Genomic DNA, 22,415 nt, shown 5'->3' on the forward strand with positions numbered 1-22,415 from the left:
TCTACCCCCGCATACGCGGGGCTGACTCAATGCCGTCCTTGTCGATCCACCCAACCTCCCCTCTACCCCCGCGTGCGCGGGGCTGACAGACTCATGAGCTTCTTGTCGTACCCGGTAGAGCCTCTACCCCCGCGTGCGCGGGGCTGACTCAATACCAGCCGCATAGAGGCCGCTATCCCGCCCTCTACCCCCGCGTGCGCGGGGCTGACCGCGGCTCGCGGCGTGCAGTGTGGTACGCGTGGCCTCTACCCCCGCGTGCGCGGGGCTGACAACTCGGGCCACTGCTGGAAGAACTTCGCCTCGCCTCTACCCCCGCGTGCGCGGGGCTGACACACGCAAGCCGACCGGGCAGGTCTCCTGGCCGCCTCTACCCCCGCGTGCGCGGGGCTGACGCCACCTGCCCTCTCCACGCCCCCAGCCCCCAGCCTCTACCCCCGCGTGCGCGGGGCTGACACTTGCTGACCTGCGATGTTAATCGGTTCGGGGGCGCCGCGGGTTCACTGCCAAGGTGGTGGCTCCCAGGGGAACCATGAGGGTGCCGTCGAAGACCACCGGCCCGGGCACCTCCGCGTCGAAGGCGACCGAGACGTGCCAGCGCCCGTTGTCCTCCTGCACATCGACACTTCCGTCGCTTCGCGACTCTGAGTGACGCTCGACCTCAACGAGTCCGCAACCGAGCCCCGAGGCGCATTCCTCGAGTATGTCCATGATGCCTTCAGGTTCCTCCGCCGTCGGCACAACGGTGGTCCACAGCGACGATGGAGCGGTGGCGGCCCGCAGAACTCGAGGCAGAGAAGCCATCGTCCTGGTCTCGGCGAGTCTGGCCTCAACCACCCCCGTTCTCACCGCGAGTCCCACGGATGGAAGCCGAGGCCCCCCGGCCACGAGCACCCCCCGCAGGACGGGCAGGTGACGGCGGCCCAGTCCACCGATGAGTGGCAGCATCCAGCCTGTTTCTTCAAGGGAGTCTCGCAGCTGCTCCATGACGAGAGCAGCGTCGGAGGCATGCACCAGAATTGCGCCTTGTCGCCCACTGTGGGGCATTCGGTAGAGCGAGCACGTGCGCAGCAGCTCCCGAGTATCAGGCGCAGCCCCATCACCGGACTGCACACCCACGAGCCGGTAGGGAGCGGTGGGTCGCACGCCCATATACGGATGCGTCCCCGTCACGGTGCTGCGGCGCCGCTCCTCCTCGCGGGCGTCCAAAGCAGCCAGGAGTCCTTCCGTTCCCACCCGCAGCTGAATCCAGCCCGTCGGGTCCGGTTCCCAACAGAAATGGCCAGGTGGCACCTCGACAGCACCGTCGACGACGTCGAGCAGCACGGGTGAGGTCGGACGCCCGAGGTACTCCACAAACCGCGCCACCTTCTGCAGAATGCCCAGATCGACTGGGCCATCAACGGCGAAGGTCCAACGCACGACGTCGTCCCGGCCGGTACCGACCATCATGCCGCACTCGGGATCTTTCGCCTGCTTCTCCAGGAGGCGGTCGTTTCGGTCGACAATCCCGGTCGGCGAACCGTTCTTGTCCATCTTCAACTCGTTGTTGACGGGAACCCACCGCCGGTAACCGATCTGACGCTCACCGGCCAGAGGGGCGGTGATCCGTGGAGGAAGGCATCGGAAGAGAGCCTCGACCTCGGTGATGCCTTCTCCGAGGCCATGGGCGGCAGACAGCATCGCGGCCAGTACCCGCGCTGGAGCCGGCGGCCATTCGGCGCGCCCTTCTCCATCGTGCGCGTTGAACTCTCCGAGGGGGAACGAGGCCGTGATGGTCGGATCACTCATCACTGCGTCCGTCAGTCTTGCGCCCGTCGACATCCAGGATGATCTTTCCCAGCGGGGAGTTGTGGGTGATCGTGACCGTGGTGGCGCCGTTCCAACCGATCTCCTGACCCAGGTCACGCACGAGGTCCACCAGCTCATCAACCTCCGGCAGTGCGAGGGGCTCGGAGGGTGCTCCGTGCCTCTCGACCTTGACCTCGAGGCCCGGCTCGCGCAGACGCAGTTCCGCCCCTGCGCGCAGGTCCAGCCGTTCCTGCAGCAGTCGGTACAGCAGCAGGGTCAGGCTGACCACCAGCGCTCGCGCAGGCTCCGAGCGAGAGAAGGCGAATGTCCTCAACCCAGCAAGGGAGAAGAAGGCCTTCCCCACGATAGAGTCGTACGTTAAATCTGACGGAGCCTCAGAAATATCAAGCGGAGGCAACGATCCAATCCCCAGAGCGGAAAGCTTTACTCCACGAATCGTCGTTTTATTACTGGTTGCCGCGAAGAGCGGATCCGTTTTCCCGGCCATACGACGGCGCTCAGACACGCCAGTCGCAATAATCTCCGACGTGAACAGTCTCGCAGAACGCGACTCCGCAGGGTTCATGACGTAGTAACCAAGATATTTGTCTCGCGTCGCATTCAGCTCACCAGCATCCTTGCGCCCACTTTTCTTCCCTCCCTTATTGGCTTCATCAACAGCCTTCTGGGAGCGCTTCGTCTGCGAGTGCCACCATCCGAAGGGAATCGCTGTGGGGAATCCAGTGAGCAGAGCATCCGGCTGGGAGCGAGTGGCATTCTGAATTCCCTCAAAATCGACCCCCTTGGCGGTGAGCTCGTCTCGTATGAGCCTCCACGTGGCGTCGGCCTGCCGGTGCGAGAGCTCCACGGAGGTGGTCAGCACCTCTCCGTCCTCATCGACGAGGACCACCATGGGGAAACCCAGCACCTCAGCGAGGGTGTTGGTTCCCCCTCTGAAGCGACTAGCGAGAAGCACCTCGCACCGCGAGGCCTGGGATCCCCACGTATCAATTGTGGCCGCCTTCCCATCGTCGACAGTTTCAAAGAAGCCGACAATCTTGCCGTCCTGACGGATCGTGCCCGCCGGCGGTGTCACGGTCATTCCTGCCAATGAGTCGTATTTACTGGTCACGCTGATTCCAGCCACCGCACCCTCCTCCATAAGGGCACCGATGGTGGAGCGAAATTCCTGAGCCGTCGTCATCGTCCAAACTCCTTATCTGCATATCTATTGTCATACTGGTCGAGCACCACTCTCATTCACGCCCTCACAGCACCAGAGGCATTCCGTAGCCGTAGGCCTTCCCCCTCCCGATGCCCTGGTGGTAGGCGGATGCGCCAGTCTCACTGATACTGTTCACCGTGCCGGTGAGGTCCCGGAGCGTGAAGGAGCGTCCGCCTCGTCGGCCCACGAACCACCTCGGCGAGACCGTCAGCTCACTGACCTCCAGACCATGGCGCTCCAGCAAATCGGTGGCCCATCCGTGAGCTTCTTCGTCGAGGACGGCGCGAACGCGGTTCTTTCCGGATTCATCGGCATGACGCTTCTCAGCCACCACTCGAACAGTGAAGCGCTGACCGACAGCGAACCCTGACGGCGCCTCGATGGCCTGCGTTCCGGGCAGATCGATATCGGCCCGGAATCTGATGACCAGGGAACCCTTCCGCCCGCCGTACTCGGTTGGTAGGGCCAGGCGGTACAGGACGCCGAGGTCTGCGCGAATCGACCGCGAAGCGCCTCTGAGATCCGGCAAGTACGACATGGCGCGGCGATGGACGGCATCAGGTGTCTCCAGGTCCGATAGCGCCTTCGCCAGCGGGAGGACTGCGATCTGATCAGGCATGGGTTGTTGTCACCTCTTTCTCTCTCATGCCCCGGGGTGGGCGGGCCCGAACGATGTCACTTTGGCCGTAGAACCGGTGCCGCGAATGAGGGATGTCCACCGGCGCCACGGCAGTTCGGGCGGTGGGGACTCGTGCAGATCGATGATCGCCTCCGTCGTGAGGGGAACCGGGTGCAGCACCCAGGTAAGGGCCTTGGCCGGATACTCTCGCGTCATCTCACGCTGCTGCGGCTGGAGGAGCAGGTGCCCGCAGAAGGCCAGGAGATCCACGAGCGGGTAAACGTCGCACTCCTCCGATCCGCTGGTAATACGCGGGGTCGCCTGGCTGGCGGAGAAGCGCAGCCCCGGCTTGGCCCGAGCAACGGCAAGGTCACCGTGCACAAGTCGATCAAGGTGTGCCGCCCCCGCAGCGACAGCATCGTCGGCAGTGGCCCGTGACGCACCCATGAGCCTCCAGGTGTCCTGCACCGACTTGGCGGTATGGCTCTTGCCGCTGAGCAAGGTCAACGCCGAGGAGCGGACCTGGAGATCCTGCATGCCCGTACTCTTCAACCGCTCGGCTGACGTCGCTGACGTATCGAAGACGGCTACCGGCCCACATGCCCTGAGGTCGCTCGTCTTGTCGGCGGCCTGCCAGCCGGCATGTGACAGGACGTTGACCGCAGATCGCGTGGGCGTCGTCGTGGTAATACCGCGCAACCCACGCTCCCCGAGGCCCCAGGTTCGCTCCACCAGGCCACGAGCGGCTACCTTCACCAGCTCATCCGTGTCCCCGCCATAGCCGACGACGGGGACTGCCTCCCCCTCGAAACGGAGCGTCGCCCCCGGCAGTAACGAGACCAGTCCCCAGGTCGCCAGAACATAGGCTGCGCGATTTCCCGGCAGCGCAGTCAGGCGGTACTCGGCAGGCTCATCAGGGCATTGCACGCTACTCATGGTTCTGCTCCAGTTCTTGCGAGACGTCCCAGTCAGCCAGGCGAAGGATCGCCTCGACCAGCGCCAGGGTGTAGGGGCCGTAGCGATCATTGAGACGGTGGAAACGGTTCATGGCCTCAGCCCAAGAAGGGCCACACGGGTCCTGATGCCGTGGAGCTGTTCCGTGCTCAGGCAGGCACACCGGTCCTGGGCCTCGGAAGCGGCCGTGGTGACTGAGAACCAGATGCATCACCAGGTCGGGATCGTGCGCCGTCCGCTCACCCTTTTCCAGCTGCTCCTCCAGGCGATCAGCGGAGGCCGCTTCGTGCCTCCAGCCGGAGGGAACGCCAGCCATGCGCATGGAGCGGTTCCAGTACCTGCGAGGGAGCCGAGACTTGCTCAGCGGCCTTCGACGCTCCCGCTGCCTCGACTCCTCAAGAAGGAGGAAACCGCTCTCATCCACGGCTGCGCCCAGTGCGGCCTGCATCCTGGGATCGGCCTTGCCATCGTCATGATGGCGCCCGGCCGTGACGAGGTCCTCCACCAGGCTCTCCGGCAGACCGACGGCTCGGGCCCACTGTCCTGCACGCTCACCCACCCGGTCTCCGTGGCCCCACAGGGTGCACTCGTCGGCGTCATCCTCGGTGCTCGCGGGACCTTCGGTGGCGGCCTCCACAAGCCGCAGGCGGAGCCACGGGTGAAGACTGTCAGCGCCAAGAACGTCGTCGATGATCTGCCAGCCCGGTGGCACTGCGAGCAGGGCCGCCTCTTCCAGGAGGTCGGCGTACGGGTCGTCGGTTCGCAAGTCACCCCCGGACAGGTCCGTGAGGATAACCGCCTCCCTCCGGCTCGTCCCCGTCGCGAGGGACACCAGCTCCTTGGACACCTCCTCAGCCGTGGCGCCGGGCATGACGTGCTGCTCGGAGTAGTCACGACCGGCGTTCTCCAGCCCATAGGGGTTGCTGTCGTCGCTCGGCGCCAAGACGAGGATCTGACCGGGAACCAGATCGGGAAGAGAGTCCCCGGCCTCAAGGACGCGCGGCTCCTGCAACGTCGGATCGATGATGACGAGGGGCTGCGTTTTCACCGCCTGTTTCGCTACCTCCCGAGCATCGTTCAGCGGGATGCTCCAGGCCTCGGCTCGAAGATCGGGCCGCCAAAGAGTCAGGTCCTCTTGGAGGGCATCGGAACTGACACCGGCGAGGTCTCCCACACTCTTGCGGAAAACGATGAATGTGTCCGGCCGTGGATCGGCCAGTGGCCGGATCCACGGGTGGACCGGGGCGTCGTTGCGGGATCCCAGGGTGCGCAGGTAGGCGGCGAAGACATTCGGAGGGATGATGACCGGGACCTGAGTCGCGTTCACCAGCTCCTCTCGCCCGTCAGCCTCATCGAGCCGCTTCACCACCTCACCGAGGGTGGTGGCTCCGTCGATCAGCTCGACGACGGCGTCTGCGGCTCCGCCGTGGATCGGGTCCTTACTCGTGGTGGAGTGAACGATGGTCACGCTGCCGTCGGAGCGGGCTCCGACCCGGTTGACCCGTCCTAGGCGCTGCACCAGGGAGCCGGCCTGACAGCTCTCCGTCAGGAGGTGGGTGAAGTCGAGGTCGGCACCAACCTCCAGAGTCGATGTGGCCACGACGACGGTGGCCTGAGCGTCCTGACGGCCCTCGGCCCCCGTCCGATAAGGGCAGAGTCCCTTCACGACGTGCTCGCCACGGCGAGCAGGCATCCCGCCGACCATGACGTCCACGTGAGGAGCCTGCTCCTTCAGCTTTCGGGCCTGCTTCTTCAACCCGGCCACGACCTTCTTGACGGTGTCCAGGGTGTTGCAGAAGACGACCAGCGACTCTCCCCGGCTCAGCTCCTTCGCGCGGCTACACGCCTGCTCCGTGAGAGCGGCTGCCGCTTTGCCTTCCACGCAGTGAACGTCCACTGGGACACCGTCACGATGCGCCCGCCGCGCAGCCAGTTGCGGATCGAGGCGGCACTCCTCCTCCCAGTCCAGGCTGAGACCGGGAGTCGGTTCCTGGTCGGCCCCCCGGTGGAGGGTGGGAAGCGTCATGGGTGTCGCCGTCATCGCCATGACCTGCAGGCCCGGGACGCTGTCACCACAACGATCCTCGAGCCTGCTCTCTTCGCTGCGGAGCACGAACAAGGTGGTCAGGGCCTGTTTGGAGAGGTGCGCCTCGTCGAGGACCCAGAATGCATCCAAGCCAGTCAGCGCGGCATCGATGCTGCGGCGGTAGGGCGAGAGCTGGTAGCCGCGGAACAGCAGACGGGACACGGTCATGTCGAGTGTTCCCAGGATGATGGCTGGGCGCGAGGGGTAGCGCGTGTGCTCCGTGAGGTCTCGATCAGTATCAGCGAGCCCGCCGCGCAGGCGACGCACCTCGAGCACCTCCGCCTCAGCAGGGATCGCGAAAGCCGAGCGCAGCACCTCGGCCACGCGCCTCACCGCCGACCGGTCACCTGCACCTTCTGCGAGCGCCTTTCTGATCCTTTGCGCCGCCTCGAAGGAGTCATCGACGACGGCGCGCCGGTCGACAACGAGATGCAGTCTCAGGGGGACCACCCGCTTCCGACGACGCCGGCTTACCTGCTCGGCGTCCTGTGCCAGCGCGTACAACCACCCGATGAGGACCGCGAGGGTCTTGCCCATCCCGGTCGGGACGCTGAGGTGGGACGGCGGCTCTCCCTGGGCGAGGCGCTCGGCCAGGCGCACCTGGTAGTCCCTGGGTTCATGCCCAGTGATCTCGCGGAAGAGCTCTGCGAAGTCGAGGCGGCTCACATCAACACTCCTGAGAAGTTGGTCTTACCATAGATAAGTTCAACCCCCAGTCCCCTGGGGCAGCACCGCCAGCACTTCCGTGCGAACCATTGATAATCCGCTACCTCCACCAGCTGTGGAGCCGATGTGCCTCCTGAGAGACACGGCGGCGATGAGACTCATCTTACAGTTAGCGAGCCCGCCTGTCACTGCCCGCTGCTGTGCTGAGGCTCCAGAGGGGCGCAGCGGACAACACTGAACGCGACCAAACTGATCATTAACTCTTGACCAAATAGTCGATGAAGGCACGACCAATCTGATCGTCACCCAGCGCTCCCAGACCCCAGAGTTATCCACAGGCCCACTCTTTTGGCTGTACGGCGGCACAAAGTGGCCCTTACGATCAGTTCATGACCACCTACCAGCCGCGTCTCATGGACCAGCGCCTCGAGGAGCTGCTGCGGTCGGTCCCGGCGGTCAGCGTCGAAGGAGCCCGCGCCGTCGGGAAGACCCGCACCGCCAGAGCCCACGGCACTACCTTCATTGCCGTTGACGATCCCGATGAACGCGCCCAGCTCGCCGCCATCGGATCGCGCTTCACCACACTTCCCAGCCCTCTCGTCATCGACGAGTGGCAACGCATGCCCGAGCTGTGGGACCGGGTACGTCGCGCCGTCGACGACGATCCCTCTCCCGGCCGTTTTCTGCTCACCGGGTCCTCCACACCGTCCCAGGCGCCCACCCACACCGGCGCAGGACGGATCATCACTCTGAGGATGCGTCCCTTCAGCCTGGCCGAGCGTGCGATCGAGACCCCAACGGTCTCGGTGGGGCGCCTGTTAGGCAGTGGCCTCGGCACTCAGGACCCCTCCGCCCTGACCCCGATCGAGGGGTACACGAGTGTCACGATCGACCAGTATGTCGATGAGATCTGCCGCTCGGGCTTCCCCGCCATCAGGGAGCAGCCACCTTTGGGGCGCAAGGCCCAGCTGGACGGATACATCGAGCAAACGCTCCGACATGATCTACCGGAGGCGACGGGCGGCAGGCGACGTCCACGATCCGTGAGGGAGTGGCTGACGGCCTACGCCAGCGCGGTGGCCACAACGGCGAGCTTTACCTCCATTGCCGAGCTGGCGACCAGACCCCTGAGCACCGACATGGGCTTGGCGACGGCGCGCTCCTACCGAGACCATCTCAGCGGAATGTGGCTATTGGACCCAGTTCCGGGCTGGAGCCCCAGCGAGAACGAGTTCTCCCGTAACAACCTGACCGACAAGCACCAGCTGTGCGACCCGGCCCTGGCCGCTCGTCTTCTCGGATACGGTCCCGCCGAGGTGCTCGGGGTCGGCCACCCGATCCTCACCAGCCCTCGGGGCACCCCGCGCCGCCCCCGAGTGCTCGGCTCACTATTCGGGTCCCTGGTGATTCAGAGTCTTCAGGTCTACGCCGAGGTCCTCAGTGCCCGGGTCTTCCACCTGCGCACCAAAGGCGGGCTCCAGGAGATCGACGTCATCCTCGAAGGAGCCGACCGTCGGGTCGTCGCCTTCGAGATCAAGGCGAGGGCCACCCCCAAGTCGGAAGACACCAAGCACCTGCGCTGGCTGCGCAAGAAGATCGGGCCGAGGCTCGCGGACGCAGTCCTGGTGACCACCGGTCGTCTGGCCTACCGGGACGAGGACGGGATCGCCGTCGTGCCGGCCGCCCTGCTGGGACCGTAGGACCTCGGCCTGCTCCCAGCCCCGACGCCGTCCCAGCCCCGCCTCACAGGGGGTAGGCCGACGCCTTGCCTTCGATGGCCTCGGTGAGGTCGATCTCGCGCTCGCCCAGACTGAAGCGGTAGCGGCCCAGGATCTCCAGGGGCTCCTCCTCAGCCGCCAGGTAGGCGCGCACGGCCTCCTTCTCCTCCTCGTCGAGCCAGGTCATCTGGTCCGACAGGCACCGGTAGCGGCTGGCCTCGGCCACGTCGCGCAGCCACTGCATCTGGGTGTCGTCCAGGAGGTTGCGGCGGTGGCGGAAGAAGACGACGTCGGGGTCGACCCCGATGACCCGCCCCAGCCAGAGCCGGTTGATGCCGGCGTGCAGGGCGTTGTAGGCCTTGGCGTCGGATAAGTCGTCGGAGGCGTAGTTCTCCCACATGGGGGCCACGTCCGGCCCCACCCGCACCGCGTCGAGCAGCCCGATGGAGGGCATGATGAGCGCCCCGGAGCCCAGGAGGAAGGTCTCCTCCCCGGCGGTGTCGCGCACGAGGCGCAGCCCGGTGCGGTAGGCCTCCTCCCGGTCGATCTGGCGGTGGCGGTAGCCGGGGATGGCGGCGGCGTTGATGAAGTCGAGCTTGAGGTAGCTGAAGCCCCACCGGTGGACGATCTTGGCGATGAGCTTGCGCACGTAGGTCTGGGCGGTGGGGTGGGTCGTGTCCAGCGCGTAGTAGTCGCCGCCCCAGTTGGAGCCGGCCACGGCCAGTCCGCCGTCGGCGTTGTGGACGAACATCTCCGGGTAGTCGCGCACGGCCCGCGAGCCGGGCAGGGCGATGAAGGGCGCCACCCACAGGCCCGGCTGCATGCCGGCCTTACGGATGCGGGTCGCGGCGGCCTCCATGCCGTCGCCGAAGCTCTCGCCGGCCTCCCAGTCGCCGACCGCGACCTCCCAGCCGTCGTCGATCTGCAGCGTCTTGAAGCCCAGCTCGGCGACCTGCGGGATCTCGCGCTCGAGGGCCTCCTGCGAGATGGTCTCGTAGTAGGAGTACCAGGAGCACCACACGCTCTGCGGCTCGATCGCCCGGCCCCCCAGGCTCTCGCCGAGCTCGCGCGCGTAACGGGCCATGACGGCGGTGGCCGGGCCGGGCAGGATCACCCAGCGCGCCGGGTCGCCGGACTCGGTGAAGGCCTCCAGGACCGCGGTGTCGGCGCGCAGCCGCGGCGTGCGCCCGTCCAGGCAGCCCACGAGCAGCGCCCCGGCGGAGTCTTCCAGGACCGCCATCCAGGCCGAGTGGTGGCGGGCCGGGTCGTCCCAGGGGGCGTCGTCGGCGGTCCGACGGCGCTGCTCGTTAGCGATACGCATGGGCGCCTCGCTCAGGCGGCGCCAGCCCGACGGCGACCAGGAGTTCTGGCCGGTGCGGTAGAACTCGCCGTCGCGCATGTCGTGCAGGAGGGTCAGGTGGGAGGCCTCGACGTAGACCGCGCCGGTGGCGCCACCGGCCCCGTGCTGCGTGGTCACCGTGCCGTCGCAGGCCAGGGCGATGCTGCGCCCGGTCAGGGTGATGTGGTGAATCATGCGCTCTCCTCGGCTCCGGCCTGTCCTGCCCGCGGGTCGGGTCCCCCTTAAGGCACCGGCACCGCCCGGCTCGCACTGTACGTGCTACCGACCGTACAGACCGACATTTTCTTCAAAGATGACGCGGAGCCGCGTCGTTTATGAAGATTCCGTCGGTAAGTGAGGATTGTGTTGCCCACGGTGGAAGTAGGTCGCCAGCTCCGCGTCGAGCTCGGGCACGTCAAAGGGCACGGAGCCCGAACGCAGGGACCGGGTGGCCAGCACGCCGGCTGCGACGGCGTCGCGCGCACTGACCGGGGAGACCTCGGTGGCCCCGCCGTCGCGCACGAAGCGCAGGAACTCGTCGATGGCGAGTTGGTCGGCGCTGTCGTGCCCGGTGCCCTCCTCAGCGATGACGTACTCCTGGGTGGCGCGCTCGGCGTAGTGCTCGGTGCGCTTCGTCCACACCTTGACGACGTCGCCGGCCCCGTCACCGAGGTTCTCGGCCCGGCCACGGGTGCCGATGACCGTGTAGCTGCGCCAGTAGTCGGGGGTGAAGTGGCACTGCTGGTAGGAGGCCATGACCCCGTTGCGCATGGTCATCATGAGCATGGAGTGGTCCTCGACGTCGATGACGGGGTTGAGCCCGCCCACCTCGTCGGCGGGCCAGTGCTCGAGGCTGAACCAGTCCTGCATGACGGTGCCGGCGCTCGTCCCGGCCGGGCGCCGCTCGGCCTCCCCGTAGACCATGAGCCCACCCATGCCGACGACGCGGGCCGGTGCGGAGTGAGCCAGCCAGCTCATGACGTCGATGTCGTGGGCGGCCTTTTGCAGCAGCAGGCCGGTGACGTGGCGGCGCTCGGCGTGCCAGTCGCGGAAGTAGTAGTCGCCGCCGTTGCCCACGAAGTGGCGGCACCAGATGGCCTTGACCTCGCCGATCCGCCCGGAGTCGATGATCGACTTCAGCAGCCGCACCACCTCCATGTGGCGCATGTTGTGGCCCACGTAGAGGCGGGTGCCAGTGCGTCGGGCCACCTCCAGGATGCGGTCGGCGGCCTCGATGGTGATGGCCAGGGGCTTCTCCAGGTAGACCGGGATACCGGCCTCAAGGAAGAAACGGGCCAGCTCCTCGTGCGTGTCGTCGGGGGTGGTCAGGACGACGGCGTCGATCCCGTGCCCCAGCAGGTCGCGGTGGTCGGCCACGACCGCCACGCCCTCGGGCAGGAGCCGCTGGGCGCGCGCGGCCGCGTCGGGGGCGGTGTCGGCCGCGGCGACGAGCCGGGCCGACACCGGTGAGGAGTCCGCGAGCGCGGCCAGGTAGCAGCGGGCCCCGATGCCGACGACACCGACCCGCAGCTGCCTTGATGCTTCACGCACTCTGTCTCCCTCAGCTCTTCTGGCGGGCCGCCCACCAGGAGCGCAGTGCCTGGCGGGCCAGGTCCTCGCCGATCGGCCCCTTCTCCATACGCAGGTCCATGAGGAAACGGTAGGCCTCGCCGACGACCGGCCCGGGGGCCACGCCGAGCTCGGCCATGATCTGGCCGCCGTCGAGGTCGGGGCGGATGGCGGCCAGCTCCTCGGCGGCACGCAGGGCCTCGATGCGTTCCTCGAGGTCGTCGTAGGCGCGGTCCAGCATGGCGGCCTTGCGGCGGTTGCGGGTGGTGACGTCGGCCCGGGTGAGCCGGTGAAGGCGCTCCAGCAGGGGACCGGCGTCGGTGGCGTAGCGGCGCACGGCCGAGTCCGACCAGGCGGCGTCGACGTATCCGTGGAAGCGCAGGTGGAGCTCAACCAGCCGGGAGACGTCCTTGATGGTCTGCTTGTCGAAGCGCAGGGCCCTAAGGCGCTTGGCCGTCATCCGGGCGCCGACGTGGTCGTGGCCGTGAAAGGTGACGGTGCCGTCGGGCAGGAAGCGGCGGGTGGCGGGCTTGCCGATGTCGTGGAGGATCGCGGCCAGGCGCAGCACCAGGTCGGGGCCGGGGACGGGCCCGTCGGGCCCGGTCTCCAGGTCGATGGCCTGGTCCAGGACGGTCAGGGTGTGCTCGTAGACGTCCTTGTGGCGCTTGTGCTCGTCGACGGTCTCGCGCAGGGCGCTCAGCTCGGGCAGGACGACGTCGGCCACGCCGGTGTGGACCATCAGCTCCAGTCCGCGCCGGGGCCAGGGGCTGGTGAGCAGGCGCTCGAGCTCGGCGCGCACGCGCTCGGCGGAGACGATCTCCAGGCGGGGGGCCATCTCCTCCATGGCGGTCATGACGTCCATCTCGACGTCGAAGCCGAGCTGGGCGGCGAAGCGGGCGGCCCGCATGATGCGCAGGGGGTCGTCGTCGAAGGACTGCTCAGCACTGACGGGGGTGCGCAGGACGCCGGCGGCCAGGTCGGCCAGGCCTCCGCAGGGGTCGACGAGCTCGAGGTCGGGCAGGCGCAGCGCCATGGCGTTGACGGTGAAGTCGCGGCGGGTGAGATCCCCGGTGAGGGTGTCACCGTAGGTGACCTGGGGCTTGCGCGAGCCGACCTCGTAGGCCTCGGTGCGGTAGGTGGTGACCTCCACGATGGTGGAACCCTTGCGCGCGCCGATAGTGCCGAAGGCCCGGCCCACGTCCCAGGTGGTCTCGCCCCAGGCGGCCAGGATCTTCTCGGTCTGCTCGGGGCGGGCCGAGGTGGTCAGGTCCAGGTCGTGGGGGGCGACGCCGAGGAAGGCGTCCCGCACCGGCCCGCCGACCAGGGCGATCTCGTGCCCGGCGCGCACGAAGGCGTGCCCCAGGGCCGCCAGGGCGGGGGGCAGACCCTCGAGTGCCTGACGGGCCGTGGGTGTCAGGCCCCGGTTCTCGGCGGCATCCGGGGAGTCGGCGGGTTCAGCAGGAGCGGGGTGCGCAGTCATCGACCCAAGCCTGCCATGAACCCTCACCGGCGCGCCGTCGTCCTCGGCCTCAGCCACCCTGTGGTGAGGACCATCCCAGGCAGCGGTCACGGCCGCCACCGACCACCGCCACCCTCACGTTCGTCCGCGGATGGCGCAGTTGTGTGCGACGACGTACTCGGCCAGCGGCGCCCGGCGGCTCGAACGCCCTAGAGTGTCCCCATGCCCTCTCCACGCACTCGCACGCCCCGCGCCGGAAACCCGGCCCGCCGGGCGGGTGCGCGCGCCCTACCGATCGTCAACGAGACCAGTGCCGGAGGCCTGGTCGTCGACGTTCAGAACGGGCAGGCCTTCACCGCGGTCATCGCCCGGCGCAACCGGGGCGGACGGCTGGAATGGTGCCTGCCCAAGGGGCACCTGGAGGGCACGGAGACCCCCGAGCAGACCGCGGTCCGCGAGATCATGGAGGAGACCGGGATCACCGGTCGGGTTCTTCGCCACCTGGCGACCATCGACTACTGGTTCGCCGGCCACGAGCACCGCGTCCACAAGGTGGTGCACCATTTCCTGCTGGAGGCGGTCAGCGGCACGCTGACCACGGAGAACGACCCGGACCATGAGGCCGAGGACGTCGAGTGGGTCGCCCTTGACGACGTCTCCCACCGCCTGGCCTACCCCAACGAGCGCCGTATTGTGACCGCGGCCTGGGACATGCTGGTGGGGGATGGATGACGGGCACCACCTGTCTGTACGCGAAGGTGGTCACCACGCTGGGCTCCCGACTGCGGAGCAGGGCGATGGTGACCATTGCCGCGCTGCTGGGTGTGGTCGGCCTGGTGATGTGGCCGGTGGCCGCTCTGCCCACGGCCGAGGCGGACCAGGGCTCCGGCGCGCTCCCGCTCGCGCAGTCCGCCGGGCTCTCCGCTGAGGTCGCACCTGCCGCACCGGCAGCCCCGTCCACGACGACGGCCCCCTCCACGGCCCCAGCGGCAGCGAGCGAGAAGACCACCAACCAGGTGACCGTGAGCATCGACGCCCTGGCCCCCGAGGTGCTCCGCAGCGACCAGGACCTCAACCTGACCGGCACCATCACCAACGGAACCACTCAGACCATCACCGGGGCGGACCTGGTGACCCGGGTGCAGCGATCCACGGAGTCCACGAGCCGGGGCCTGAGCAAGTGGCTGACCGGGACCGATGAGTCGGGACTGTCAGACCCGTTCACGGTCCCCCTGGGTCATGATCTCCAGCCGGGGGGCGTCTCCCAGTTCTCCATCACCGTCCCCGCCGACGAGCTGCCGCTGAACAGCACTGACCAGTGGGGGCCGCGCGGCGTCTCCGTCGCCCTGGCGACCCAGGACGTCTCCCTGGCCCAGGACCGCAGCATCCTCGTGTGGGACAGCGGTGCCTCCGTCGCACCGATGCGCATGACCGTCTTCCTGCCGGTCACCGCTTCCGCTCAGGAGATGGCGGTGCTGTCGGGCCCACGCACCCGGGAGCGCACGGAGGCCCTCAGTCGTATCCACAATCGGGTCCTCGGCCTGGTGAGCATGGCCGGCGACGGCGTCATCGCCGCCGTCGACCCGGCACTGGTCGAGGCCCTCGGTGTCACCACGGCCAGTCTCGAGCAGGCCGCCCGCAACAACAGCTCCCAGCCCTCCACGCCGGACGCCTCCCCTCAGGCGCCCCAGAGCACCGACTCCTCCGCGTCGTCGCCCCCGACCGCTCCGTCGACGACGGCCCCCTCGGCGAGCGCCGCCCCCTCCCCGCAGACGGGGGGCAACGCCACCGCCTCACCGTCGGGCAAGGCCCCGCAGGTCTCCAACGATGTCACTCAGCTCTCCGCGGCTCTCGCGCGGGCCATCCACTCCGACAGCCTGGTAGCTCTGCCGTGGGGCGACTCCGACACCGCGGCCCTGGCGCACCTGCAGCAGACGAGCCTCATCGAGACCGCCGCACGGCGCACCCAGGAGTCGGCCATCGTCAAGGCGGGGGCCCCGACGTCGGTGTCCTGGTTGGCCTCCAGCGTCGCGGACGCCACCACGGTCAATGCGCTGGCGCAGCCGGATTCGACCATCATCGCCTCACCGGAGTCCTTACCTCCGTCCGACGAGCTCACCTACACCCCCTCCGGTCTGGGCGCCTCCGGGAACCACGCGGTCCTGATCCCGGAGCAGTCCCTGTCGGGGGCGCTCACCGGCCAGGACGCCAACCCCACTGCCTCCAATCAGGGCGATCCGACCACCCAGAGCACCCAGGCCTCCGCACTCGACACCCGCCAGCTGCTGCGCGGGGACAGTGCCATCCTGGTCCGCCAGGCCCCGATGCTGGAGCGGGACATCGTCGTGGCGATGCCCCGCCAGGCCGCCTCCGCCGTGCAGTCATCGGTCGTGCGGGAGCGGGTGTCCGCCCTGCGCTCCGTCCCCTGGACCCAGTCCCAGACCCTGGGCGCCCTCCAGGAGAGCGCCCAGCACGAGGTCGCGGCCGTGAACGAGGGCACCTCGCGGATCGAACGTTCCGAGACACCGGACACGGTGATCGACGACGACGAGCTGTCCGCCGACACCCTCGCCGCCGCCGGCCGTACAGCCACGACCCTGCAGTCGATCTCCTCAGTGCTCTCCGAGCCGGCCGCGCTGCTGGGCGACTACACCGACCTGGAGGCGGTGGTCTCCTCAGCATCCTGGCGGGCCGACCCCACAACCCGCAACGCCCAGGTTCCGGCCGCCGAGGCGGCCGGCGCCGGCGTCACCTCCTCGCTGGCCGCGGTGCCGTCGTCGACCATCAATCTCATCAGCTCCGAGGCACAGCTGCCTGTGCGCATCACCTCCTCCCTGGCCCAGGACGTCACGGTCCAGGTCTACCTGGTCTCGAACAACAAGCGCCTCCGGGTCCCGCGCACCACCACCGTGCGGGTCCCGGCCCACCAGCAGGCCAAGGTCACGGTGCCGATCCAGGCCGTCGGCTCGGGCGACGTCGCCCTGACGGTGCAGGTGCTCGCCGCCGACGGCACCACCGTGGGCACCCCCACCACCGTCAACATGCGCGTGCGCGCCGACTGGGAGGGACGCGGCACCGGCATCATCGTCGGGGTCCTGGTCTCCATCGTGGTGATCGGTACGGTGAGGACAGTACGACGAGGCCGCCGCACCGCAGTGGCCCCGGCTGCACAGGAGACGGCATGAGCATGATCAAGCACGCACGAGCCCGGCGCTTCCTCTCCCAGGGGCGCAGCCAGGCCTCCCTGGCGCGCTCCTCGGCCATCATGGCCTCGGGGACCCTGGTCTCCCGCATCCTGGGCATGGTGCGCAACGCCCTGATCGTCATGGCGCTGGGCGCCACCGGCTCGGGGGCCGCGGACGCCTTCAACACGGCCAACAACCTGCCCACCTACCTGTACAACATGATGATCGGCGGGATCCTCAACGCGATCCTGGTGCCGCAGATCGTTCAGGCCCTCCGACGACGCAACGGCCAGGAGGTCGTCAACCGCCTCTTGACCGCCGCGGCCACGCTCATGCTGGCGGTCACCTGCATCGCGACCGCGGCCGCGCCCCTCATCTTCACCCTCAACGCCAACTCCTTGGCCCAGGGGCAGTGGCGCACGCTGTCCTTCGCCTTTGCGTTCTGGTTCATGCCGCAGGTCTTCTTCTACGGCCTGTACGCCCTGTGGGGGCAGGTGCTCAACGCCCGCTCGAGCTTCGGGCCCTACATGTGGTCGCCGGTGCTCAACAACATCATCTCGATCGCCTCGATCCTGCTCTACCTCCATCTCTACGGTCGCTACACCACCGGTCAAGGAGCAGAGGTCTGGGACTGGAGGCGGATCACTCTCATCGGGGCGACGACGACCCTGGGCATCGCGGTTCAGGCGCTGATCCTCTATATCCCCCTGGTGCGCTCCGGGTTCCGGCCGCGCATCATCTTCGGGGTGCGGGGCCTGGGGCTGGGCAAGACCGTCAAGGTGGCCCTGTGGGCGCTGGCCGGGGTGGGCGTGGCCAGCCTGAGCAACTGGATCACCTCCAACCTGGGCTCCTACGCGGTCACGGCCTCCGAGCAGCCCGAGTACGCGAATGTCATCGTGCCCTCCACGACCATGTGGCTCAACGCCTACCTGGTGTACATGCTGCCCCAGTCCCTCGTGGTCACCTCCATCATCACGGCCCTGTTCACCCGGATGAGTGAGAAGGCCGCGGCCGGGGACGCCGCCGGCGTGCGCGAGGACCTCTCCCTGGGGCTGCGCTCGGCGGGTGTCTTCACGGTGCTGGCCACCGCAGGGATCTGCGTCCTGGCCGTCCCGGCCCTGCAGCTCTTCACCCCCTCGATCACCCTGCCCGAGGCCCAGGCCAGCGCCCCCATGCTCATCGCCCTGGCACTGGGCATCGTCCCGCAGGGGATCTGGTTCGGGACCCAGCGGGTGATGCTGGCCTACTCCGACACCAAGCGGCTGCTGCTGGCCGACGTCGTCGTCGGCGTCATCCCCGTGATCCTGTGCGTCCTGGCCTACTTCGTCGCCCCGGCCAACCACTGGATGACCTGGGCGGGCGCGGCCAACACGATCAGCCAGATCGGAGGCTGCGTGGTAGTCATCCCCATGATGCGCTCCCACCTGCCCAGCCTCGACGGCCGCAAGATCGTCACCACCCACCTGCGTCTCATCATGGCGGCGGCGCCCGCGGTCGTCGTCGGGATCCTGCTCAATGCGATGCTCGGTGACATCGACGCCGACTCCTCCCTGGCCAACATGACCGCGGCCCTCGGACACATCGCCGTCGTCGCCACCGTCATGTCGCTCATCTACCTGCTGATGGGGCGCGTCATCAGGATCGAGGAGATCACGGTCGCCTTCCGGCCCTTCTCGCGGATCCTGTCCACGCTCGGTCGTCGTCTGCCCGGCGCCCCCGGGCGGGCGGTCCTGGCGGCGGCGGCCTGGTTGTCACCGCCACAGCCGCAGACCCAGGCGACTGCTCAGATGGCCGCCGTCCAGACGCCTCCGCCCCCGCCACCGCCGCCACCGGCTCAGGCGGTTTCAGGCCCCTCCAGTGCTTCAACGAGGGCGACGGCACACGGTGCTGTTGGCTACACCTCCGGCGGCACCCAGGCGGTTGCGCCCGCACCGCCGCCACCGGCGCAGGCGCATCCCCACTCCTGGGGACAGCCGGGTCAAATGGGGTCTCAGTACGCGGGTGGCCACCCGTCTCAGCCCGTGGCGGGCCGCACCTATAACAGGCAGCCCGGTCACCGGCTCGCACCGCCGCCACCGACAGCCTCGCAGGCCGCGGCCGCGCCACCGCCCCCGAGCACAGGTGCCGCAGCCGGCTCCTCCCACCACTGGCACACCCCGGGGCACGCCCCGGCCAACGCTCCCGGGAGTATCCCGCCGTCACTGCCGCCCAGTATTCCCCCTTCCCGGGTGGCCACAGGGCGCTCCGCCCTCCACCCGTCACACAGCTCTGCCCACACGGGCCACATCACCCCGGTCTGGAGCCCGCAGACAGTTACGATGGGGTCAACTGGTTCAGATGGACAACCATCTCAAGGAAGGAGACGTATGTCGGAGGCGACGCCGATCGGCAGTGGCCGCTACGGGCTCCTGGGAACGCTGTCCACCACTTTGCCGCGCATTGTCAGACACCGTGGCGTCGACACGATCCTGGATCGAGACGTCACGATCCTGGTTCTCACCGACGCGACGCTTCATCGCGACAACGTCCTGGAGTCGGCCAGCAGGGCGGTGCTGGTCGAGGACCAGCGCCTCCAGCAGGTCTACGACGTCGAACGCGCCGAACCCTCCGTCATCGTCACCGAGCCGCTGACTGGACGCACCTTCTCCTCCCTGGTCTCCCGGGGCATGCCCCCGGAGCAGGCGCGCGCCATCATCGGTGAGACCGCGCAGGCGCTCGACGCCGGTGCTCGCAAGGGCCTGCACCACCTCAACCTGTCTCCGGAGTCCATCCGCGTTCTTCCCGACGGAAGGGTGAAGGTCAGCGGCTTGGGGATTGAGGCCGCCGCCCTCGACCTGGAGAGCCGGGTCGCCGGCCATGACCCCACAGCCGCCGACCGCGCCGATGCCCGCTCCCTGGTGGAGATCCTCTACTACGGTCTGACCGGCCGGTGGCCGGGCAAGCGCCCCGGTATTCCCTCCGCACCTCGACTGGGCGGTGTCCCGGTCAAGCCCTCCACGCTCGTGCCGGGAATCGATCCGATCCTGGACGAGCTGTGCGAACGCACCTGGAGCAGCCAGCCCCCTATCTCCGCAGCTGAGGTGGCACGCTCACTGGGCACGTGGGGCCAGGTGGCCGGCTACCACGAGTCCGGGCCAACACAACGCCCCTCGTCCCAGCATCCCTCGTCGAACAGCGGCGCCACCGGTGGCAGTGGCAGCGCAGCCGCGGGTGCGACGGCCGCCGTCAGTGCCGCGGGAGCCGGCGTCGCCAACGCGGCGCGCGGAGTCCTGGACAGGCTGCGGCGCAGCGGTGCGGGCAAGAGCACCACGGTCAGCGCGCCGGCAGGGCAGATGGCACCCTCACCGGTTCAACCGGAGCCGGCACCGTCCGTGCCCGCCGCCTCCGATGCACCTGCCGAGCAGACCTCCGTCATTGAGGCGGCCTCCGTTACCGCAACGCCGGCCACGCAGGCCCCTGATCCGCAGCAGCCCGAGTCGGCGACTGCGCAGGAGCAGTCCGCCGACGACGCCTACGTCAAGGTCACCGGGCCGACGAACCCGATCCCCAATGTCCTGTCGACTGCCTCCGAGACCGTTCCCGGGCCGGCACCAGTCCCGGTCGAGCCCTTCACCGGCAGCTTCCCGGCCTTCGATGACGACGAGGACGAGGAGATCGACCCCGAGGCCGCGCGCCGTGAGCAGCGCACGACCAGCTCGGTCCTGATCACCTTCGTTCTCATGGTCATCGCCCTGCTCGTGGTGGCCAGCTACATCGTGTACCAGACGATCGGCATCCCCTTCGCGGACAAGGACCGCGCGGCCGCTGACACCGTCCCGTCGGCCAGTGCTCAGGAGAACGGCGGTGGGGGCAGCCAGCAGCCCGCGCCCCAGCCGACCGCGGCCAAGCCGGAGATCGCGGGCGTGAACGTGGTCAACAACCCGAGCTCGCAGGCGGCCAACAACCAGCAGTACCTCGCTGACGGGGACACGAGCCGCCCCTGGTTCTCTCACAACAGCAGCAGCCAGGACCTGAGCCAGCCAATCGACATCGAGATCAAGCTCAAGAACCGCGCCAAGGTCTCTGAGATCGACTTGCAGGGCACCAACGACGGCGGGCAGGTTGAGGTCCGTGCCACGGACCTCAACAACGCCGACGGCGGTACGGTCCTCGCCCAGGGTCCCTTCACCTCGGGGAGCACCACCCTCAAGGTCGACAACCCCCAGGAGGTCGACACCCTCGTCATCAGGGTGACCCAGCTGCCCAAGAACAGTGAGCCCGGCGAGTACCCCTACAAGGCAACAGTGACTGAGGTCACAATTAAATAAGACCTTCCCTGGGAACAGACCGTATTGATCACCAGTTACCTTAGGCAGTCGCGCACTGCGGCCCCATCCGCTCGTCAGGAGAGTCATGATTCACGACGTCGTCATCGTCGGCTCCGGTCCCGCCGGCTACACAGCCGCCATCTACGCGGCCCGCGCCCAGCTCAATCCGGTCATCCTGGCCGGTTCGGTGACTGCCGGCGGTGCCCTGATGAACACCACCGAGGTGGAGAACTACCCCGGCTTCGTCGAGGGCATCATGGGTCCTGAGCTCATGACCCAGATGCAGGAGCAGGCCGAACGCTTCGGCGCCGACATCCGCTACGAGGACGTCACCGCCCTCGAGCTGGAGGGCGATGTCAAGCGCATCACCACCTCTGACGACGTCTACGAGGCCCGCACGGTCATCATCTCCACCGGCTCGGAGTACCGGCACCTGGGCATCGACGGGGAGGAGCGCCTCTCCGGCCACGGTGTGTCCTACTGCGCCACCTGCGACGGGTTCTTCTTCAAGGATCAGGACATCGTCGTCGTCGGTGGTGGGGACTCGGCCATGGAGGAGGCCACCTTCCTGACCCGCTTCGCCCGCTCCGTGACGGTGGTCCACCGCCGCGACGAGCTGCGCGCCTCGGCTGTCATGGCCAAGCGCGCCCATGAGGACCCGAAGATCTCCTTCGCCTGGAACTCGCGAGTCGTCGAGCTTCACGGCGAGGACTCGCTGACCGGTGTCACCCTGGAGGACACCGTCACAGGGGAGCACCGCCGGCTTAAGGCCACGGGTCTGTTCGTCGCCATCGGACAGGTGCCGCGCAGCGAGCTGGTCGCCGACGTCCTCGAGCTCGACGAGGCCGGCTACATCAAGGTCGAAGCGCCTTCTCAGCGCACCCGCATCCCCGGGGTCTTCGCCTGTGGTGACGTCGCCGACCCCACCTACCAGCAGGCGATCACGGCGGCCGGTTCCGGCTGCCGCGCGGCCCTGGACGCCGAGCACTACCTGACCACGCTTCAGGCCTGAGGGCCGGCTCTCTGCACTCAGCACAGGGCGGGGCCGGCACCGCCGACGTCGCATCGCCGGCCCCGTCCATCCTGACTCACCCACCCACAACGTTCGAGGAGAACAATCATGTCCGAGGCTCTCGCCGTCACCGACGCCACCTTCGAGGAGGAGGTCCTCAAGTCCGAGGTGCCCGTCGTCGTCGACTTCTGGGCCCAGTGGTGCGGCCCCTGCCGCCAGATGGCGCCGATCGTGGACGAGGTCGCCGCTGACTTCGGTGACAAGGTCAAGTTCGTCAAGGTCGATGTGGACGCCAATCCGGCCACGGCCCGCTCCTACGGCGTGCGTTCCATCCCGACCTTCGCGGTGGTGCGCGACGGCGAGGTCTTTCACCAGTTCGCCGGCTCGCGCCCGAAGGCCTCCTTCAAGGCCGAGGTGGAGAAGGTCCTGGCCTGAGCCCGGGGCTTCACCCACTCTTCTCACTCTCACGTATTGGCCTCACCGAGCCG

General features: G+C 68.2%; 14 protein-coding genes and 1 CRISPR repeat array (1 of these 15 cut by a window edge). Of the genes, 6 read left to right on the plus strand and 8 right to left on the minus strand.

The features are described 5' to 3' along the window. Window positions 1-453: a CRISPR direct-repeat array (repeat unit 28 nt; unit sequence CCTCTACCCCCGCGTGCGCGGGGCTGAC); it begins 185 nt to the left of the window's first position. 18 nt (window positions 454-471) lie between these two features. From csb2 to cas3g, 5 genes are all read right to left on the minus strand, one after another. Then, window positions 472-1,788, minus strand: coding sequence for a type I-G CRISPR-associated protein Csb2 (gene csb2, locus BKH20_RS02075; RefSeq protein ID WP_075389730.1), 1,317 nt, complete (start codon window positions 1,786-1,788; stop codon window positions 472-474). Continuing rightward, on the minus strand, window positions 1,781-2,992 hold the full coding sequence (gene cas7g / locus BKH20_RS02080) for a type I-G CRISPR-associated RAMP protein Csb1/Cas7g (RefSeq protein ID WP_075389731.1): 1,212 nt from the start codon (window positions 2,990-2,992) through the stop codon (window positions 1,781-1,783). Before cas7g ends, csb2 begins: the two co-directional genes overlap by 8 nt. Window positions 2,993-3,056: 64 nt before the next feature. Continuing rightward, a complete protein-coding gene (locus BKH20_RS02085) occupies window positions 3,057-3,632 on the minus strand; it encodes a type I-E CRISPR-associated protein Cas6/Cse3/CasE (RefSeq protein WP_075389732.1) in 576 nt (191 codons plus the stop codon). Between the two features lie 24 nt (window positions 3,633-3,656). Continuing rightward, entirely contained in the window at window positions 3,657-4,568 is a 912-nt protein-coding gene (locus BKH20_RS02090; RefSeq protein WP_256692982.1) for a hypothetical protein, read from the minus strand. Beyond that, window positions 4,561-7,338: a type I-G CRISPR-associated helicase/endonuclease Cas3g gene (gene cas3g / locus BKH20_RS02095; RefSeq protein ID WP_075389734.1), complete on the minus strand. Its 2,778-nt coding sequence runs from the start codon at window positions 7,336-7,338 to the stop codon at window positions 4,561-4,563. The genes BKH20_RS02090 and cas3g overlap by 8 nt, the downstream gene beginning before the upstream one ends. Window positions 7,339-7,727: 389 nt before the next feature. Between cas3g and BKH20_RS02100 the strand changes: the two genes are divergently transcribed. Continuing rightward, window positions 7,728-9,038: an ATP-binding protein gene (locus BKH20_RS02100; protein ID WP_075389735.1), complete on the plus strand. Its 1,311-nt coding sequence runs from the start codon at window positions 7,728-7,730 to the stop codon at window positions 9,036-9,038. 43 nt (window positions 9,039-9,081) lie between these two features. Here BKH20_RS02100 and BKH20_RS02105 read toward each other — a convergent pair whose 3' ends face one another. The 3 genes from BKH20_RS02105 to BKH20_RS02115 all read right to left on the minus strand — a co-directional run bounded on the left by BKH20_RS02105 (window position 9,082) and on the right by BKH20_RS02115 (window position 13,444). Further along, complete coding sequence (locus BKH20_RS02105; RefSeq protein ID WP_075389736.1) at window positions 9,082-10,590, minus strand: glycoside hydrolase family 36 protein; 1,509 nt, start codon at window positions 10,588-10,590, stop codon at window positions 9,082-9,084. 138 nt (window positions 10,591-10,728) lie between these two features. After that, the gene (locus tag BKH20_RS02110) at window positions 10,729-11,946 is read right to left on the minus strand and encodes a Gfo/Idh/MocA family protein (protein WP_075389737.1); all 1,218 of its coding nucleotides are present in this window, start codon (window positions 11,944-11,946) and stop codon (window positions 10,729-10,731) included. A gap of 10 nt (window positions 11,947-11,956) precedes the next feature. Then, window positions 11,957-13,444 carry a CCA tRNA nucleotidyltransferase gene (locus BKH20_RS02115; RefSeq protein WP_075389738.1) on the minus strand — a complete coding sequence of 496 codons (1,488 nt, stop codon included), beginning with the start codon at window positions 13,442-13,444 and terminating at the stop codon, window positions 11,957-11,959. A gap of 201 nt (window positions 13,445-13,645) precedes the next feature. Here BKH20_RS02115 and BKH20_RS02120 point away from each other — a divergent pair, with 201 nt between their 5' ends. The 5 genes from BKH20_RS02120 (at window position 13,646) to trxA (ending at window position 22,362) form a co-directional block, all read left to right on the plus strand. Beyond that, window positions 13,646-14,155, plus strand: coding sequence for an NUDIX hydrolase (locus BKH20_RS02120; protein ID WP_075389739.1), 510 nt, complete (start codon window positions 13,646-13,648; stop codon window positions 14,153-14,155). Beyond that, a complete protein-coding gene (locus BKH20_RS02125; protein ID WP_075389740.1) occupies window positions 14,152-16,608 on the plus strand; it encodes a DUF6049 family protein in 2,457 nt (818 codons plus the stop codon). The genes BKH20_RS02120 and BKH20_RS02125 overlap by 4 nt, the downstream gene beginning before the upstream one ends. After that, entirely contained in the window at window positions 16,605-20,915 is a 4,311-nt protein-coding gene (locus BKH20_RS02130; protein ID WP_075389741.1) for a murein biosynthesis integral membrane protein MurJ, read from the plus strand. Before BKH20_RS02125 ends, BKH20_RS02130 begins: the two co-directional genes overlap by 4 nt. An 85-nt stretch (window positions 20,916-21,000) precedes the next feature. Next, window positions 21,001-21,927 carry a thioredoxin-disulfide reductase gene (gene trxB / locus BKH20_RS02135; protein WP_075389742.1) on the plus strand — a complete coding sequence of 309 codons (927 nt, stop codon included), beginning with the start codon at window positions 21,001-21,003 and terminating at the stop codon, window positions 21,925-21,927. Window positions 21,928-22,035: 108 nt separating this feature from the next. Continuing rightward, window positions 22,036-22,362 carry a thioredoxin gene (gene trxA, locus BKH20_RS02140; protein ID WP_070658888.1) on the plus strand — a complete coding sequence of 109 codons (327 nt, stop codon included), beginning with the start codon at window positions 22,036-22,038 and terminating at the stop codon, window positions 22,360-22,362. Window positions 22,363-22,415 lie beyond the last annotated feature (53 nt).

The organism is Actinomyces oris (genome assembly GCF_001937445.1).
Taxonomy (GTDB): domain Bacteria; phylum Actinomycetota; class Actinomycetes; order Actinomycetales; family Actinomycetaceae; genus Actinomyces; species Actinomyces acetigenes.